The following is a 15,197-nucleotide window of genomic DNA, read 5'->3' on the forward strand; positions in this document are numbered from 1 at the left end:
GATCGCCCCTTCATCCCTCCTCCTACTCCTTCCCCTTCGCCTGCCCCAACAGCGCCTTATAATCCGCTCTGCCGGGATTCAGCTTCACCAACTTCTCCAAAGGCTCGATCGCCCCCACCTTATTATTCATCTGCAACCGCACATTTGCCAACCCCTCCAGAGCCGTCTGATTTTGAGGTTCCCGCTGCAAAACCGTTTCATATCCCCGTTCCTGCGCCGCCAGCAAAGATTCCTGAGAAACAGCCACAGGCGTCGGCTTTTGTTGGTGCTGGCTGCTCAAACCGCTGCTGAACAGACTTACAATACCAAAAATTGCCGAACCACCAAAGCCAACCATTGATACTAACGCAAAAATCTGCTTAATTCGATCGCTCTTATGAACCCGACTATCACTAGATTTTTTCTGTGTACTTTCCATTGCTAACTCTTGGCCTCGCTGTTTTCCAGGCACTCGCAAAGCACCTAATCTCTAGAATGCCCAAGTTCGATCGCAAAACGATCGCCCTTCGGCATTTAAAATTGGAGACCCATTCTTTTGCAACCACAAAACTTTAGATTTGTCAAGGACATTTAGGTAACAATAACACGCGGGCGATCTCGATCGGTGAAGCGCGATCGCACCCTTACTTTTTAGCCGTTACTCTCAGGCAATTGGCAAAACCGAGCTCGGTAACGCGGTAGCAAAGATGCGAGTTCAGCACCACGCTGGCGTTCCGCTTCTAGTGCTGAGGCTAATTAATCAGAAAGCAGTAATTTTTATCGATTATCTTCCCGAGCAAAAAGAATGAGTTTTCCATTTATTTATCAACCGAGTTGCAACACTTCACTGCGACTATCAGTAATTAATTTATAGCTATCTTGCTGTTGGTAGTATTGAGATCGATCGCCATTTGGAATTCCTTAATTGCCTCAACATGACTCGGCATACTAACACACCTAACGAGTAAACCAATATCGAGTTCTGGGAGCAATTGGGAACTCGCAATCTCTTCGTATCCTTGCTGTCTGAGAGCATACAGAGACAGTCCGCTGTTTTCCCAAAACCAGACTTCAGGGATTTGCAGGCGTTTGTAAGCCTCTAGCTTATCAATTCCGCCGCTAGTGACGACTACTTCGATCGCTAAATCTGGACGTTCTCTGTCAGTACCCAATTCGTAAGACTTGTCTGCTTCACACTTCACCAGTCGCGATTCATTTTCTAAAGTCAGAGACTCCGTAGGGGTGAAATCAATTCCTGCCGCCATCATGTAAGTTTCTACCAACGCACCGATACGTCCCTTGGCTGTTTCGTGTTTTCTTCCAGGCCTTTTCTGAATCTCCAGTATCCCATCTAAAAATGACAGCCGAACCCCTGGAATATCCAGCATCGGTTCTAAGGTTTTGAATTGTTCCCAGGTTAACCCTGGAAATAGCAACGGCTGATCTAATTTTTCTTCTAATGTTGTTGCAGTCATGCCCGCTCCTTAATTGTGGTTATTTTTAATCTAAAACGCCCTGACTGACTCGATTGTGCAATCAAAATGGGATTGGATTAATGGCCGAAAGGTCGATCAACCTCCCACGCCTTCAAATGCCATCAGGATCGATACCCTGACTTCTCAAGTATGCCATTAGTCGATCGGCCCTCTGGCGTTCCTCTTCGGCGCGCTGGCGTTCCTTTTCCACCCGTTCGGCACCCCAGAGCAGCAAATTGCCATTCTCATCCCACCAGCGCAACCAATAACCCGTTCTCTGAGATTTTTCACCTTCCCAAACCCCCAGAAATAAACCCATTCATTCTCTCCAGAATCGCTGATTAGCATCCGGTTCTTGCAATTCGTATTCTCCCGAGTTCGAGAGTATGTACACTTCCAACACTCCCGATTTCGGTTCAAAAATTACATAAATCGGTACTTGCAAAATTCGCTCATAAAACCGCCATTTCCGTAAGGATATGTCGGTTTATTTGAATATTCACTGCCGTCTGTATCCGATAAAAATTCCATCACTACGGCAGGTACTTCTCCCTCAGCATTGCGCGTATAACTGCGGCGAACTTCTCCCTGTTCGGCGGGCAATACCGAGGGAACGTACACCAAATATGGGGCTTTTACTACTATTTTGTCGTTAACTTTGGCACACAGTCCAAAATTGGAAGCTATTAGCATTGAAGCGAGGATAAATCCTGCGAGATCCAAGGCTTCTCGCAGGGCGGCAGCTAAAAGTGGTTGGTCGATATTTTCCACAGGATCGTCTGGTAATTTAAAGTCATCTGGCAATTTTTCCCAACTTATATTATACTGGCTTTTGATTGCGTCCGGTTTCGATAATGTGTGCGTCATTGTTTTTCTTTTTCTTATAAAAAGTTTTTTGTTAATAACATTTGGACACTAACTTTAACACCGGGGTGCGAAAGGTTTACCTTATGAATTAGCTGTAATCGGGTTGCGCTTTTTGCATCTTACTAACTAGATTATAGCGCGAATTTTGTGCAATTGCAGTTATTTTATGATACCCTGTTTTAAGGGGTATTTACGGGAGCAACTGGTTCTGCTGACCTTGCAGTTGGAGAAGCTATAACAGGCAATTTTTTCTGTTTTTGCAAGCTAGGAAATCCCGGGTCTACTGATTGATTGCTGGCAGATGTACTCACATTTACTTTCTCAGAAAGGGGAGCTAATGTTTGAGTGACTTTAACTTGCTGTCGCAGTTGTTCTGTCGAACCCAACAGGCCTCCTAATCCGTTAAACAACCTGCGAATGTTGTTGCGGAAAGCCGGATCTCCTGTCAAATCATCTACGTCGGAAGTAATTTTTTGGACGTTCTGAAATGTAGCTCGTGCAGAATCTAGAGTTTGTTGCAATAATAGCAAAGTGGCCGGATTGTTTACCTGGCTGGATAAATCTCGCAAACTACCAGAAGCTTGGGCAGCATTCGCTGATAAAACTTCTAAATTGTTCAGCAATTGTCCTTGGTTGATGCGATTAACGGTCGGACTCAAACTGCTGACAGCTACCCGCAGTTCCTGACTGCTTTGATTGATGTTATTCAGAGTGGACACTAAACTGGCGCGGTTGGTTGTTACTAAGGAATTGAGTTGGTTGGCTGTTAATGTAACTTGATTGGCTGCTTGAGTTACTGAATTAGCAGAAGTTATCGCAGCCGCCGATACGGATTTTGTGGAAGCGTCCGCCGTATCTGCAACTTTAGAAACATCAGCAGCAACTCCTGATATTTCCCCTTTTATCGATTTATTTAAACTGCTCGCTTCTCCCTTTAAGGATTGATTTAAGCTGTTAGATTCTCCCTTTAAGGATTGATTTAAATTGGCTATTTCGGTTTTTACAGATTGATTTAAACTCCGAATGTCTCCCCTGACAGATTGATTTAAAGTTTTTATTTCGGTTTGGGCAGTTTTAGTTAAACTCGATAAATCTTGAGTGAGTTTAGCTGCACCTTTAGCTGTGTTGGCTGTATTCTCGGCAAGAGATTTAATATTGTTGAACAGCACCGGGTCGGTGTAGAAATTAGCGAGGCGGACTGTGGATCGAATAAGTTCGTCGATAGTGACTCCAGCTTGACCTTTTAAGCGCGAATTGTTGCAGATAATCTCAGGGGGACAGTCGGCACTAACGGGATTGGCGGTAAGTAACGATTCTGGCAAAATCGAGTTGGGGGTAATGTCGATCGACGATTCCCCAATTAAACCGGACTTATTCGCTTCGATCGTAACATCGCGGGGAATCACTAAAGTACCGGGCGCAATCTCCAGCATCACGTCTACGCCATTGGAACCCGGTTTGAGGGCGGTAATTTTACCGACTGCAACCCCGCGATACCTGATGGGTGTGCCTATTTGCATTCCCTGGGCGCTGCCAAATTCTACGGCGAATTTGTAGTTGCGGTTGCCTACCTGCACGCCCCGCAGCCAGAGCACTAAGCCGCCAAATAAACCGATTCCTACTAAAATTAAGAACCCGACAGAACCTTCTCTTACAGTTCGCGATCGCATATTACCTCCTTAGTCATTGGTCATTGGTCATTAGTCATTAGTCATTAGTCATTAGTCATTAGTCATTAGTCATTAGTCATTAGTTATTAGTTATTGGTCGTCATTTTTAGGGGATGACCCGATAGATTGTAGGTATGAGTTTAATTGAGGGGCTAAGTCATTAATGATTGCTGTGAATGTATTTACTTGTTGAACGGTTAAAAGTTTTCGAGTGTAAGCTCGTCTCAACCAGTGTTGAGTTTCATATAAAGAACCTCTAGCTATCTTGACAAAGCGTCATAACTGCCTCGTCCCACTCCTTCTGCTATGTTAGCACCGACGCTATCGGCTGAACGGAAAATTTGTTTGCCGATCGTATCTTTGGCAAATGGCTCCCAAGTCTTAACAGTTTGCCAAATTTCATCTGCTAGTCGTTCTGATAATTTATAAACTCGCAATTCCTGAAAACTTTTTGTTGCCATATTACCCTCGACCTTAATGACTAATGACTCATGACTAATGACTATCCAAGCGCTTGAATTGGCCCAGTAACACTGCCGCTAAAAAATTGTCTGATCAGTAAATTATCTGTCGATGCAATGTCATTGACAGTTCCCTCCCACTGCACTTTGCCTCGATAGAGAAACACGATGCGATCGGCAGTGCGACGGATGGTACTGTCTTGGTGAGTGACGATCGCATAAGTGCTGCAAACACCTTGGGCCACCTGCAAGTCGCGGATTAAATCTTCAATTACCGTCGAAGCGATCGGATCTAAACCCGCCGTCGGTTCGTCGTATAGCAAAACCTCTGGATTATCCCTGTCATTATCCGGATTCGCCATGATAGCGCGGGCAAAACTTACCCGCTTCCTCATTCCCCCAGACAACTGCGCCGGATAGCGTTCGCCAATTCGTGGCAAACCCACCATCTCCAACTTTTCCTCCACCAATTCCCGAATGCGGCGGCGCGGCAGCTTAGAATGCTGGTAAAGTAAAAAACCGACATTCTCCTCCACCGTCAGCGAATCAAACAAAGCCGCTTGCTGAAACACCATCCCAATTCCGATCGGATCGGCCACGTCGTCTACCCATCCGACCCTGCGCTGTCCCTGAACGAAAACCTCACCGGCATCCGGGGCCAACAAACCCGCAATTATCCGCAAAATAGTAGATTTCCCCGTGCCCGAAGGGCCAATAATTGCCAGGGCTTCTCCCCGATAAATCCTCAGATCGACTCGATCGAGGATCGGGTTCTGGCCGAAGGACTTACTTACCCCCTTGAGTTCGATTAGCGGCTCAGCCATAAGATGTTATCCATAAGTTGTCAGTCCTCAGTCATCAGTCTACCTAATGACTCATGACTCATGACTAATAACTAATTACTTCAATTGACTGCCACAATCAAAACTCTCTTGTATTGTAAATTTGTCAGATCGAGCTGTTCCCATACCCTTAAGACTAATTAACCATGTCAATTAGTTCACTTCCTAAAGCCCTCCGCGTCTTGGCTAAAGCCAAGCAGGTTTTTGCCCAATCCAGAAATCCTTACCCCCCTTCTTTGCGGAACGGGCGAGTTCACCAGTGGTTTAAGTGGTTAGCCCCCGGACTTTTAGTGAAACGGTGGCTGCTGATCAGTGCCAGCGGCGTGGTACTTGCCACTTTGGGTTTAGCAATTTGGACTGGGATGACTCCCATTTTCTTCTTATTGCAATTGTTGAGAAATTTTTTGGCGTGGATTGCGGAAGTTATTCCCAATTACGTGTCGGGGCCGATCATCATTGCTGGCGGGATTTTGTTAATTCTGTGGGGTCAAACTCGCAGTTTGAACTCTATTACTCAAGTGCTGATGCCGGAAGGGAATGAGGAATTGGTCGATCGACTCCTCAACCACCGCCGCTTGCACCGCGGGCCGAAAATTGTGGCACTTGGGGGCGGAACAGGCCTTTCTAATTTGCTGAGGGGATTGAAGGATTATAGTGCCAAAATCACGGCTATTGTCACGGTGGCCGATGATGGGGGGTCTTCCGGGCGGCTGCGCCGGGAAATTGGGGTATTACCGCCGGGAGACATTCGCAATTGTTTGGCGGCTTTGGCAGATGAGGAAAAGTTATTGACTGAGTTATTTCAATATCGCTTTCAAGCCGGTGATGGTTTGGTGGGTCACAGTTTTGGGAATTTGTTTTTGACGGCGATGAGCGACATTGCTGGAGATCTGGAACAGGCGATCGCGGCGAGTTCTAAAGTTTTAGCAGTGAGGGGAGAGGTGCTACCAGCTACTCTGAGCGACGTGTCTTTGTGGGCAGAACTCGCTGACGGCCGGAGGATTGAGGGGGAGTCCAGCATTACAAAAGCTAACGGAAAAATCCTCAGAATAGGCTGCACTCCTGCGAATCCTCCGGCGTTACCTAGGGCTGTGGAAGGTCTTCGGGAAGCCGATTTTATCATTATTGGGCCGGGGAGTCTTTATACGAGTGTCATTCCGAATTTGTTGGTGCCGGAAATTGCTGATGCGATCGCCAACAGCGAAGTTCCGCGCATTTATGTGTGCAATATTATGACTCAGCCGGGGGAAACTGACGGATACAGTGTTGCAGACCACATTCGGGCGATCGATCGCGCTTGCGGCCGGCCCCTGTTCGATGCTGTAGTCGTTCAAGGAAAAGTCCCTTCTGCAAAAGCTTTGATCCGCTATTCTCAGGAGGATTCTTATCCGGTTGTACTCGATCGCGAAGCAGTAACGCAATTGGGGCGGCGAATTGTCATCGCAAATGTGATGGATGAAGATAAAAATACGGGTTTAATTCGCCACAATTCTCAAAGGTTGGCAGGGATGTTGCTGCGTTGGTACGGCCGCGCCCAGAACATTTAAGCTGGTGACTGTTGACTGCTGATTGTTGACTGTTGACTAATGACTAATGACTAATGACTAATGATTAATATGATACTTTCACTTCCAGATGCTGAAGCTACCCGCAAGTTTGGTTTTGCGTTAGGTCGATCGCTTCCTGCCGGCACTGTCATCTTATTAGAAGGAGACTTGGGTGCTGGCAAAACTACCTTGGTTCAAGGTATAGCTGAAGGTTTAGGAATCTCAGACTCGATTGAGAGTCCTACTTTCACGCTGATTAACGAGTATTTTACAGGGCGAATTCCGCTGTATCATCTAGATTTGTATCGACTGGAACCCGAAGAAGCCGAGGCTTTGCACTTAGAAAGTTATTGGGACGGATTAGAAAGGGATTTGGGAATTGTGGCGATCGAATGGGCGGAAAGATTGCAGTACAAACCAGAAAAATATTTGCAAATTTCTTTAAGTTATCTCGATAACGGGCGGCAAGCTGAAGTGATTGGTAATAGCGAGTTAGGGGATTGGCAATGGGAAAAGTGAGAAAGGGCGATCGAACTTACTGTGGCGGGCGGTTGACTCGAATCAATTTACCGCTCAAATTTTCCTCACCCGCAATAGCATTATTGATGCGTGTTGCCAACATTTCTACGTTCCGATCTTTCGTACAAACAATAATACCAGTGTGGTCGGGCTGTCGCTTATGCAGTCCGATGAAATCAAACCGATTTAATGTCAAAACAGCTCGATCTTTGCTTATAGCAAATGCTAGCACCTCTGGATCTGGAATCCCAAGTCCTGCTTTTCCTGCTTCCTGAACAGTCAAGATATTGTGACCAAAAGCGCGCAGCAATTGGACGACTGGCAAAGGAAATTGTTCGTCTGCATACAAATTTAGCATGACTCAGGCTTCCTCATTCTTGCAGATTGCTTCTTCGATTTCCTCCAGATGTGCATCAGCATAAGTCCAAACATTGACTAGATCGGCAGCGCTTAGATGGGGATAAAATTGTAGAAGTTCAGAATCGCTTGAACCTTCACGGCGAAAACTTTCAAGCAGCCAAACGGGGATGCGAGTTTTGGCAATGCAAGCATCGCCACCACACACGTCAGGAGTTTTGGTAATTCCTGGCCAACTATTGTTTAAACTTTGGGTTAAAAGCCGGATGGCTTCAGCTTTCTCAGTCGGAGTTAAGGCCAGGAGTTGTGTTTCTAGTTCTTCGAGGAGCATGGGTAAAATCGCCTTTGCGATGCAGGAATACCCAATTATAACACTTGAGTTAAATTCATGCTTACTCAGCGTCAAATGTCAAGGCTTCTCCCCTCACATTTGTATCCAATTTACCATTCTCAAAAACCACTTTTCCTCCAACAACAGTCACAACTGGCCATCCAGTCAAACTCCAACCTTCAAAGGAACTCCAGCCGCACTTGCTCGCCATCTCTGCGCCGACCACCGGGCGGTAGTTCTCCAAATCAACTAAGACTAAATCTGCATCAAAACCCGGAGCAATGGCCCCTTTGTTCGGAATCTTATAAGCCTTAGCAACTGCCGTCGACATCCAATTAGCAACTTGAGCAACTGTACATCTTCCCTCTACTGCTTGCGTCAGCATCAAAGGCAAAGAAGTTTCTACTCCCGGCATTCCCGACGGCGTATTTGGATAATCTTGAGCTTTTTCTGCTAATGTATGCGGCGCGTGGTCGGTGGCTATAAAATCAATTACGCCGTCGAGTAAAGCTTGCCAAAGTATTTCGTTATCGCGGGGTTCGCGCAAAGGCGGATTCATCTGAGCTAAACTGCCAATTTTTTGATAGGCGCTGGTATTTAACAACAAATGCTGCGGCGTAACTTCGGCTGTCACCCAACTCGGTTTTTCCTGGCGCAACAACTCAGCTTCATCCCCAGTTGAAAGGTGCAGAATGTGCAGTCGGCGCTGATATTTATTAGAAAGTTTTAAGGCTAGCTGAGTTGCTAACAAAGCTGCTTGATTGTCTTGAATTTGGGAGTGCACGGCAACATCGGAAATCCCGGCAAATTCAAGACGCCTCTGGTTGATTCTAGCTTGGTCTTCTGCGTGCACGGCAATTAGTCGATCGCCCTTGGCAAAAATCTGCTCTAAAGTTGCTTCTCCATCCACCAACAACTGCCCGTGCATCGAACCCATAAACACCTTAATTCCCGGAGTCGGATTCGCAGTCAACAAATCCGGCAAATTCTCGGGCGTTGCACCAATAAAAAAGCCGTAGTTCACCAAACACTTATCGGCAGCGCGACTTAGTTTATCATCTAAGGCAGCTTGGGTTGTAGTCAGAGGTCGCGTATTCGGCATTTCCAGAAACGATGTCACGCCGCCTTTAGCGCAAGCACAGCTAGCGGTAAATAAGTCTTCCTTGTGTTCTAAACCCGGTTCCCGGAAGTGTACCTGGGGATCAATTACTCCGGGTAACAGAGTTAAGCCTTTCGCATCTATTTCTCGATCGCCCGATTCGACAATTTCAGCAGCAACTTTGACAATTTGGCCATCGCAGATTTGCACATCTCCTACCAAAAATTCACCATTGGGCAGAAGAATGCGAGCGCGACGGATTAACAAACTTGATTTGGGAGTCATAATATATCATTAATTGAGTAGACAGCGTGCTAGCATGGAAACATTATTAAGTCTATAATTTGTATCCAGCTCAGTCACTACAATACCCTATGACTCGTCTAGACAAGTCAGCCGACGAAAAACCTCCGCAAGACACCGAAAATCCTTGGATCGAAGGAATTAAGACGATCGGCTTAGCAGCATTTTTAGCGTTTGGTATCCGCACCCTGGTTGCCGAAGCACGCTACATTCCCACCGGCTCGATGCTCCCAACCTTACAAATTAACGATCGATTAATTATAGATAAGGTGAGCTATCGATTCCAAGACCCCCACCGGGGAGATATTATCGTATTTATGCCTCCTGACCCGGCTAGTTTGTGCACGGGACAGCCACCGCCGATCAAAGATGCCTACATCAAGCGAGTGATTGGACTGCCGGGGGATACTGTGGAAGTCAAAGAGGGAAAAGTTTTTATCAACAAGCAGCCGCTACAGGAAAAGTATATTGAAGAAATTCCGAATTATCCCTACGGGCCTGTAGTTGTAGCTAAAAATTCTTACTTGGTGCTCGGCGACAACCGCAACGCAAGCTGTGACAGCCATTATTGGGGCTTTGTACCCAAGCAAAATATCATCGGTAGGGCAATTGTGCGTTTTTGGCCACTCAACCGCACAGGCTCGATCGACCCCACGCCCCTTTATCCCGCTAAAAATTAGCTCTAACGGAAGGAAGAAGGAAGAAGCAAGAAGGCCAATTCAATAATAGCAATGGTTTGGGTGATTAAGAACATCCTAATCGTCTTGCCCGTTGCTATACAAAACGCGAGGGATATTAGATCCCCGACTTCTTCAAGAAGCCGGGGATCTAAGCTGACTGGATCAAATCTAAAATCTAAAATCTAAAACCTAAAATCGCCTGACGTTTCGCGATCGAGCACTTTCACAACTTTGTTGTACATATCCTCTGCTTCTTGCTGCGAATTGCCGATACTCGTCACTCCCAATTTGCCAAACTCCGACAAACAACCCATTAAATGAAACACACTGCCCGTCTCTGTACCGCTGTCAAAGTGCAGTTGATTGTCAGCAATAATATCCATCAAATCGTTCGGTAATAACCCCCGATAGCGCTCTTTTTTCAAGTTGTCCGAAGCGACATAATATTTCGGACGGCCCTGCTGGCTGTAAAATAATCCTGTCGAACGTTCGTACCGACCATTTGTCAACAGCTTCAGCGCCATAAACGGATGAGTTGTGCCTCCTTTCCGCAAGTTAATTTCTATTGCTTGCATATCCCATTTCCCATCGGATTGCCTTACAGCGAGAAAATCTACTCCAAATCTCTCTAAAGCCCCTTTTTTAGCTAAGTTTTGCCCCACTTTCCATCCCAATTCTTGCAACGCCAGCCGGTAAGATTCGTCCGCCGGAAATCGGCAACCCAAGAAAATTTGACCGTCGGGGCCTCCTAAAATTTGGTCGTGAGTGGAGAGGATTTCTACTTCGCCGCTGGGAATAATTCTGCCTTGAACGCTGGGCGAGAACTTTTCTTCTCCTTCGATAAATGCTTCGGCAATTGCCCCTAATTCGGGAATGCGACTGCTAAAATTTTCCCAGGTTTCGCCTGTGGATTGAAAGCGCAAATTATGGAAGCAATCCCCAATTGCCTTGGCTCTTTCTTGAGGCGCTTTACTTGCCAGGGAACGCAGATCTAGAATTGCATTCCCTTCCCCCGAAAAACCTTCATTTAACTTAATTACCATCCGCTGCAAATCCGGTTGCCGTTCCCACAATTGAGCGGCAGCTTCTGCTAAATCTTCGGCATTCCAAACCAACTCGGAACCGTCAGGATAAGGCACGCCACATTCTTGGAAAATTTGCCTGCTGCCGCTTTTTGTTCCCCAGTATAACAGATCGGGATCGCTGGCCCACAAAGGAATCCCCAATTTAACAGATAACTCGCGTTCTAAGGGCGTCGAGTTATAACAAACCATATAAGATTTTGTCGGCCGTACTGCTTGACGAATGCGCTCCATCAAGCGAGGGCGCTCTAAAATTTTCTGGGTGAGGGATTTGGCAGAAGCATCGTAAGCACTGAACAGCAAAAGCCGATCGCGCGCGTGAGAAAATGGAATTCCTGGCAGCAATTGCAGGTAATAATCCACAATCATCGGGTGCAAGGGTTCGGAGGTAATGTAAATTAAGCGCGTGCGGGGATTTCGCAGGCGAATCAATGAAAATAAATGCCGCTCTTCGTAGTGGTAAGCACCCTCAACTTTCTGCATTTCTTGCTGATCTAAGCTGACAGAAGGAATGATAATAATGTCACAATCTCCGCTGTCGAATTCTTCGAGCCCTCGCCAACGTTCACGTAACTCTGTCTGAAGATTGCGAAATTGCTGTGCGGATTCGGAAGATAAATTATTTAACTCTGGCATTGCGTTTAATCCTAAGTATTCAAATAATTATTGCTGATGCTGTCGGGTGTGTCAGCCCAGATACTTGAGACAACTCAAACAGTTTTTTCTGACTACAATCCTCAATCTTATACCAATTATTAAAAGTCAAAGCGAACATTAGGGGAACGGCACTGCCGTATCCCTAATCCCCGCGCCGGACACGGCATTGCCATGTCCCTACAGATGCTTACGTACAATCTATCTGTATCACTACTTTTCATAATTGCTCTAAGAAGCTCGTCGCACTCGAAAAAGTCTGGCATACTCCAATATTGGCTCTAAGCGGCGTTGATTTTGCTTGAGTGCCGATCGCAATTTTTCCGAAGGGCGGAACACTAGGGGAGCCGAATATTTGTTCAGCATCTCGATTTCTGGCGACTGGCTCATCAGCATCAGCCGCACGTCTTTGTCGAGCAAATAACTCAGAGAAAGCAAATCTCCCATGTTCGTAAAATCGTTGCCGCGATCGCTAATTACAATTGTATCTTTAATTGATCGGTTAGCTATCGCCTCTTTGTTAATAATTTTCGCAACTTCAGCATTAAAATAGCTCAAGTCTTTGCTCCACCAAGTATCAGAAAAAGCGCTAACTGTACAGGAGGCTACACTAGCTGTAAATACCAAGGCTAAAATGACTTGCCAAAACCGCTGCTGAGTTTTCAGGTAACAGGCGAGCAAGTAAGCAACTGCTAGCTGCACTCCCGGAAAGCAGGAAATCAGATAACGGCTGACGGCAGAACGTTTGCCACCTAGGATTAGATCCGGTAATGCCAGTATCAAAAAAGGTACAAAAATTGATGTTAAAATAAACAGCCAAGTTGAACTACTAGCCCGACGGCAGATTTGGTAAAGTGCTGCCACAATTAACAGCAAAGATGGCAATCTCAGCAGATAAGTCAAGATATTATCAAACCCGAAGTCGCAGTCAAAAAATAAGGCGGTAAAGCTGAGAGTCCACAATTTGACTAAATACAGCCAACCGGGAGATACTCGCGTCCAATCTGTCGTAGCTGAGGCACGTTCCAGGTTGGTTGCCAGCACGTAAATCCAGGGGATATACAATATTAAAGCTGCTGTTACTGCTAAGAAAAATTGGGAATTAGTTACGTGACCGGGCAATTTGGTTTTTTTGACAAACAACCAGTAAGAAATTATAAAAACTCCCTGTCCGATGAGTGTTAAACTGAAGAACGGGTGAGTGTAGAAACCAAGGGCGATCGCCAGCGAGTAAAATACCCAATTTTGCCAGCCCCGCAACCGCACGGCTCTCAGCAGCAGCCAACTGCTGCCAATAACGGTGGCTGTCAGCAAACTGTACTGCCTTGCTGTCTGAGCAAACAATATGTCAAAGGGAGATAATGCCAAAAGTGCTGTTGCTAATAACGCCACAAAATTCGAGGCAAAAAGTTCCTGAGCTAACAGGTACATCAAAGGCAACGACAGCAAACTCAATAGTGCTGGCAAACTGCGGGATGCTGTTAGAGAACTGCCAAATTGCTGCATCCACCAACGAGCCATGAGAAAGTATAAAGGCGGATGCTGCGGGTCTTCTAGTGCTAAAGAACGAATTGTGTCTGCTTCTGTACTTCCCGGTTTAATCCGCTGATATTTTTGCAATTCTGGTGCGGGAACAATCCGGTTTTGGAATAGTTCGTCGTCAATTTCTTGGCGGGTGAAACCAGCGGCGCGGATTGATGTGTAGGCTTCGTCGTGCCAGTACAGTTTGCGATCGATCTCAAAAAACCGAAATCCGATACCCAGTAAAATGCCGATCGCCAATAAGTTCATCAGCCAGCGGGAATTTTTGGTACTAACAGATGTGTCTTGATGTGTTGTAGATCCCATGCTTGTCCTAATTGTGGCGATTCCGTCGGGGATAGCTACGCTTCACGGAATTTGGAACTGTAGACAATCATTAAACCTCACTCCGATAGCGATCGATACCAACTACATCTCCTAACAGACAATAATTCTACCCTCTGCCGGATGCCGAATACCTTCTAGATTAGAGCCTGCTGAAAGCTGGCTCAGGCTGAACCACCCCCAAAATCAAGAATCTTCAGCCAGATCCTCCCAGAACCTCCAGACCCCAAAAATAACTGCTAACATACGTGTTGTACAGTTAATCAACAAGCTCCGCAAGGGGTCTACCCGCGTACCGCAAATGGCAAAAAAAGAAGCGTCTATAAAAACTTCCACTGAAAACTCAGAAAAGCAAAAAGCTCTAACTTCCGTACTCTCCCAAATCGAGCGCAGCTTTGGCAAAGGGGCGATCGTCCGATTGGGAGACTCCACTCGCATGAGGGTAGAAACCATTCCCACCGGAGCCCTGACACTGGACATTGCTTTGGGCGGCGGTTTGCCAAAAGGTCGAGTCATTGAAATTTACGGCCCCGAAAGTTCCGGTAAAACCACTCTAGCCCTCCACGCGATCGCCGAAGTCCAAAAATCCGGCGGTATCGCAGCCTTCGTCGATGCCGAACACGCCCTCGATCCCACCTACGCCTCAGCTTTAGGCGTCGATATTGAAAATCTCTTAGTTTCCCAGCCGGATACCGGCGAAATGGCCCTGGAAATTGTCGATCAACTCGTCCGTTCCGTCGCCGTCGATATCGTAGTAATTGACTCCGTAGCCGCCCTCGTCCCCCGCGCCGAAATTGAAGGCGACATGGGCGACTCTCACATGGGTTTGCAAGCCCGATTGATGAGTCAAGCTTTGCGGAAAATCACCGGCAATATCGGCAAATCCGGCTGTACCGTCATCTTCCTCAACCAATTGCGGCAGAAAATCGGCATAACTTACGGCAACCCGGAAACAACAACCGGCGGCAACGCACTCAAATTCTACGCCAGCGTGCGGCTCGACATTCGCCGCATTCAAAGCTTGAAAAAAGGTACCGAAGAATACGGCAACCGCACGAAAGTTAAAGTTGCTAAAAATAAAGTTGCTCCGCCTTTCCGCATTGCCGAATTTGACATTGTATTTGGCAAAGGCATTTCTACTTTAGGCTGTCTGACTGACTTGGCCGACGAAATGGGAGTAATTCTGAAAAAAGGTTCTTGGTATAGCTACAACGGAGAGAACATAGCTCAAGGACGAGACAAAGTGATCCAGCACATGGAGAAAAACATCGATTTCAAAAATGAAATTGAGGAGCTAGTTAAAAAGAAACTTGAGACAGGTGCTGTGGTTTCTGCTAATTCTGTCGCTCCTGTTGAGGTAGATGATGTAGATGATGTAGATGATGTAGATGATGTAGATGATGTAGATGGCGTAGATGATGTAGATGGTTTGGACGAAGAAATCTAAATTTTTTAGTCCTCAATT

13 protein-coding genes and 2 pseudogenes are annotated in these 15,197 nt (G+C 46.3%); 4 read left to right on the forward strand and 11 right to left on the reverse strand.

The genetic code is table 11. The features are described from left to right. Positions 1–22: 22 nt before the first annotated feature. The 6 genes and pseudogenes from QT994_RS09205 to QT994_RS09230 all read right to left on the reverse strand — a co-directional run bounded on the left by QT994_RS09205 (position 23) and on the right by QT994_RS09230 (position 5,276). Entirely contained in the window at positions 23–418 is a 396-nt protein-coding gene (locus tag QT994_RS09205; protein ID WP_333173622.1) for a tetratricopeptide repeat protein, read from the reverse strand. 424 nt (positions 419–842) lie between these two features. Continuing rightward, positions 843–1,454, reverse strand: a complete 612-nt coding sequence (locus QT994_RS09210) for a Uma2 family endonuclease (RefSeq protein WP_333173625.1) — start codon at positions 1,452–1,454, stop codon at positions 843–845. Positions 1,455–1,566: 112 nt separating this feature from the next. After that, positions 1,567–2,321, reverse strand: a pseudogene (locus tag QT994_RS09215) (Uma2 family endonuclease). A gap of 179 nt (positions 2,322–2,500) precedes the next feature. Beyond that, positions 2,501–3,991 carry an MlaD family protein gene (locus tag QT994_RS09220; RefSeq protein WP_333173628.1) on the reverse strand — a complete coding sequence of 497 codons (1,491 nt, stop codon included), beginning with the start codon at positions 3,989–3,991 and terminating at the stop codon, positions 2,501–2,503. Between the two features lie 90 nt (positions 3,992–4,081). Further along, a pseudogene (locus tag QT994_RS09225) lies at positions 4,082–4,452 on the reverse strand (four helix bundle protein). Between the two features lie 41 nt (positions 4,453–4,493). Then, the gene (locus QT994_RS09230) at positions 4,494–5,276 is read right to left on the reverse strand and encodes an ATP-binding cassette domain-containing protein (RefSeq protein ID WP_333047966.1); all 783 of its coding nucleotides are present in this window, start codon (positions 5,274–5,276) and stop codon (positions 4,494–4,496) included. Between the two features lie 164 nt (positions 5,277–5,440). Between QT994_RS09230 and QT994_RS09235 the strand changes: the two genes are divergently transcribed. Next, entirely contained in the window at positions 5,441–6,841 is a 1,401-nt protein-coding gene (locus QT994_RS09235; protein WP_333173629.1) for a gluconeogenesis factor YvcK family protein, read from the forward strand. A gap of 69 nt (positions 6,842–6,910) precedes the next feature. Next, entirely contained in the window at positions 6,911–7,360 is a 450-nt protein-coding gene (gene tsaE / locus QT994_RS09240) for a tRNA (adenosine(37)-N6)-threonylcarbamoyltransferase complex ATPase subunit type 1 TsaE (RefSeq protein ID WP_333173631.1), read from the forward strand. Positions 7,361–7,376: 16 nt separating this feature from the next. On the opposite strand, the gene QT994_RS09245 is transcribed toward tsaE, so the two are convergent. From QT994_RS09245 to QT994_RS09255, 3 genes are all read right to left on the reverse strand, one after another. Then, positions 7,377–7,718, reverse strand: coding sequence for a DUF5615 family PIN-like protein (locus QT994_RS09245; RefSeq protein ID WP_333173632.1), 342 nt, complete (start codon positions 7,716–7,718; stop codon positions 7,377–7,379). A 3-nt stretch (positions 7,719–7,721) separates the two neighbouring features. Continuing rightward, positions 7,722–8,048: a DUF433 domain-containing protein gene (locus QT994_RS09250; protein ID WP_333173635.1), complete on the reverse strand. Its 327-nt coding sequence runs from the start codon at positions 8,046–8,048 to the stop codon at positions 7,722–7,724. 61 nt (positions 8,049–8,109) lie between these two features. After that, a complete protein-coding gene (locus QT994_RS09255; protein ID WP_333173638.1) occupies positions 8,110–9,432 on the reverse strand; it encodes a dihydroorotase in 1,323 nt (440 codons plus the stop codon). Positions 9,433–9,521: 89 nt separating this feature from the next. On the opposite strand from QT994_RS09255, the gene lepB reads away from it, so the two are divergent. Next, entirely contained in the window at positions 9,522–10,130 is a 609-nt protein-coding gene (gene lepB, locus QT994_RS09260) for a signal peptidase I (protein WP_333173640.1), read from the forward strand. 182 nt (positions 10,131–10,312) lie between these two features. Here lepB and QT994_RS09265 read toward each other — a convergent pair whose 3' ends face one another. Beyond that, complete coding sequence (locus tag QT994_RS09265; protein ID WP_333173642.1) at positions 10,313–11,848, reverse strand: peptide ligase PGM1-related protein; 1,536 nt, start codon at positions 11,846–11,848, stop codon at positions 10,313–10,315. Positions 11,849–12,097: 249 nt separating this feature from the next. Next, positions 12,098–13,714: a glycosyltransferase family 39 protein gene (locus tag QT994_RS09270; protein WP_333173644.1), complete on the reverse strand. Its 1,617-nt coding sequence runs from the start codon at positions 13,712–13,714 to the stop codon at positions 12,098–12,100. Between the two features lie 319 nt (positions 13,715–14,033). Here QT994_RS09270 and recA point away from each other — a divergent pair, with 319 nt between their 5' ends. Next, positions 14,034–15,179, forward strand: a complete 1,146-nt coding sequence (gene recA, locus QT994_RS09275) for a recombinase RecA (RefSeq protein WP_333173646.1) — start codon at positions 14,034–14,036, stop codon at positions 15,177–15,179. The last annotated feature ends 18 nt before the right edge of the window (positions 15,180–15,197 follow it).

Source organism: Microcoleus sp. S13_B4, assembly GCF_036700885.1.
Taxonomy (GTDB): Bacteria; Cyanobacteriota; Cyanobacteriia; order Cyanobacteriales; family Microcoleaceae; genus Microcoleus.